This is a genomic window from Pseudomonas sp. NBRC 111127 (assembly GCF_001320345.1).
Lineage (GTDB): Bacteria > Pseudomonadota > Gammaproteobacteria > Pseudomonadales > Pseudomonadaceae > Aquipseudomonas > Aquipseudomonas juntendi.
On the sequence record NZ_BCBD01000275.1, the window covers coordinates 1 to 2,926 of the forward strand.

The window sequence follows — 2,926 nt, forward strand, 5'->3', positions numbered from 1 at the left end:
CCTTCTGCACGTGGTCTTCACGGATGTTGCCCATGCCGCCTGCGAGCATGATCGGCTTGTGGTAACCGCGTACTTCTTCACCGTGCGGGGTGTTGATGGCCTGCTCGAAGGTACGGAAGTAGCCGGTCAGCGCCGGGCGACCGAATTCGTTGTTGAAAGCAGCACCGCCCAATGGGCCTTCGATCATGATGTCGAGGGCGTCGACGATGCGCTCTGGCTTGCCGTAGGCCTGCTCCCAGGGCTGCTCGAAGCCCGGAATGCGCAGGTTGGACACGGTGAAGCCGGTCAGGCCCGCCTTGGGCTTGGCGCCTCGGCCAGTAGCACCTTCGTCACGGATTTCGCCACCCGAGCCGGTGGACGCACCGGAGAACGGGGCGATGGCGGTCGGGTGGTTGTGGGTTTCCACCTTCATGAGGATGTGCACCGGCTCCTGCACCGCGCCGTACTGGCGGGTTTCAGGGTTCGGGAAGAAGCGCCCGGCAACGTTGCCGACGATCACCGAGGCGTTGTCCTTGTACGCAGACAGCACACCTTCGTTGTGCATCTGGTAGGTGTTCTTGATCATGCCGAACAGGCTTTTTTCCTGCGCCTGGCCGTCGATGTCCCAACTGGCGTTGAAGATCTTGTGGCGGCAGTGCTCGGAGTTGGCCTGGGCGAACATCATCAGTTCGATGTCGTTCGGGTTGCGCTTGAGGCCCTGGAAGGCATTGACCAGGTAGTCGATTTCGTCTTCAGCCAGGGCCAGGCCGAGGTCGATGTTGGCCTTGGCCAGCGCGTCGCGGCCGCCGCCGAGGATATCGACAGAGGTCATCGGCTTGGGCTGGGCGTGGCTGAACATGTCAGCGGCCTGCTCCAACTGGCCGAGCACGCGCTGGGTCATGCGGTCGTGCAGTTCGGCGGCGATCAGGGCGGCGTCAGCGTCGCTCAGGTTGCCGGCAACGTAGTAGGCGATACCACGCTCCAGGCGCTGGATTGCCTGCAGGCCGCAGTTGTGAGCGATGTCGCTGGCCTTGCTGGCCCATGGCGAGATGGTGCCCAGGCGCGGTACGACCAGGAACAGGCGGCCGCTCGGCTCCTGTACCGGCACGCTCGGGCCGTACTTGAGCAGACGGCCCAGCACCTGCTGCTGGTCGGCGGTCAGTTCGCCTTCAACATCGGCGAAGTGGGCAAATTCGGCATACAAACCAGTAACAGCGGGGACTTTCTGGCTCAGTTGCTCGAGTAATTTACCGTGGCGAAAGGCAGAAAGGGCAGGAGCGCCGCGCAGGATCAACATCGTCGGGACAGCCTCAGGAAGGGGTGTGCTTAGAGGCCGTGCATTCTAGCCTAAATCGTTGGCTTTCGGCACCCGCTCTAAGCCATGGCTGCCGGGCGGCGGAACCGGACTTTGGGGTCAAAAAAATCCCCCTGTTCTCCACGCCCTGTAGGAGCGGCCTTGCGTCGCGATGGGCCGCACAGCGGCCCCAGTTTTCCAGCTCCGCCGCCAGTACCCCCGGGGCCGCTGCGCGGCCCATCGCGACGCAAGGCCGCTCCTACAGAGGATCAGGCCGCAGCACTGCACAGAATGTGCTACCAGACAACCTAACAGTTGTCGAGATATGGTTGCGCCGGTCCTTTGCGTATACTGCAAGCTATGTTCGCCCACACTGCTTTGCGCCAGCGTTGCGCCAAATGGCTCCTCGCAACCGGACTCTTTCTGCTGCTCGGTGCCTGCGTTGAAAAACCCAGCACCCTCGAGCGCGTGAAGGAGGACGGCGTGCTGCGCGTGATCACCCGCAACAGCCCGGCCACTTACTTCCAGGACCGCAACGGCGAAACCGGCTTCGAGTACGAACTTGTCCAGCATTTCGCCGATGATCTCGGCGTAAAACTGCAGATCGAAACCGCCGACAACCTCGACGAACTGTACGATTCGCTCGGCAAGCCCGCCGGCCCGGTGCTGGCCGCGGCCGGCCTGGTCAGCAGTGAACGGCGCAAGGCCCAGGTGAAATACTCGCATCCCTACCTGGAAGTCACCCCGCAGGTGGTCTATCGCAACGGCCGCCCACGCCCGACCGACGCCAAGGGCCTGGTCGGCAAGAAAATCATGGTGCTCAAGGGCAGCAGCCATGCCGACCTTCTGGCCGAGCTGAAAAAGCAGAACCCAGGCCTGGAGTATGAAGAGTCCGATGCGGTCGAGGTGGTCGACCTGCTGCGCATGGTCGACGAAGGCCAGATCGACCTGACCCTGGTCGACTCCAACGAACTGGCGATGAACCAGGTGTACTTCCCCAACGTGCGGGTTGCCTTCGACGTGGGCGATACCCGTGATCAACGCTGGGCAGTCGCGGCCGGTGAAGACAACAGCCTGCTCAACGAAATCAATGAATTCCTCGACAAGGCGCAGAAAAACGGCACCCTGCAGCGCTTGAAGGACCGCTACTACGGCCATGTCGATGTTCTGGGCTACGTGGGCGCCTACACCTTCGCCCAGCATCTGCAGCAGCGCCTGCCCAAGTACGAGAAGCACTTCAAGAGCTACGCCAAGGTCGAGCAGGTGGACTGGCGCCTACTGGCCGCCATTGGTTACCAGGAATCGATGTGGCAACCGGAGGTTACCTCCAAGACCGGTGTACGCGGCCTGATGATGCTGACCCAGCGCACTGCCCAGGCGATGGGCGTATCCAACCGCCTGGACCCGCGGCAGAGCATCCAGGGGGGCGCCAAGTACTTCATGAAAATCAAGGAAGAGCTCGACGACAGCATCAAGGAGCCCGACCGCACCTGGTTCGCCCTGGCTGCCTACAACGTCGGCAGCGGCCACCTGGAAGACGCCCGTACCCTGGCCAAGCGCGAAAAGCTCAACCCGAACAAGTGGCTGGACGTGAAGAAGATGCTGCCGCGCCTGTCGCAGAAACAGTGGTACCGGCAGACCAAGTACGGCTAT

General features: G+C 62.4%; 1 protein-coding gene and 1 pseudogene. One reads left to right on the top strand and one right to left on the bottom strand.

What is annotated here, in order from left to right; all coding sequences use genetic code 11:
- Nucleotides 1-1,276 (bottom strand): annotated as a pseudogene (locus tag APH30_RS26680) (phosphoribosylformylglycinamidine synthase); the annotation flags it as partial.
- A 357-nt stretch (nt 1,277-1,633) separates the two neighbouring features.
- Between APH30_RS26680 and mltF the strand changes: the two are divergent.
- Nucleotides 1,634-2,926, top strand: a 1,293-nt coding sequence (mltF, locus tag APH30_RS26685; RefSeq protein WP_054914209.1) for a membrane-bound lytic murein transglycosylase MltF, incomplete at its 3' end; no start/stop codon positions are given.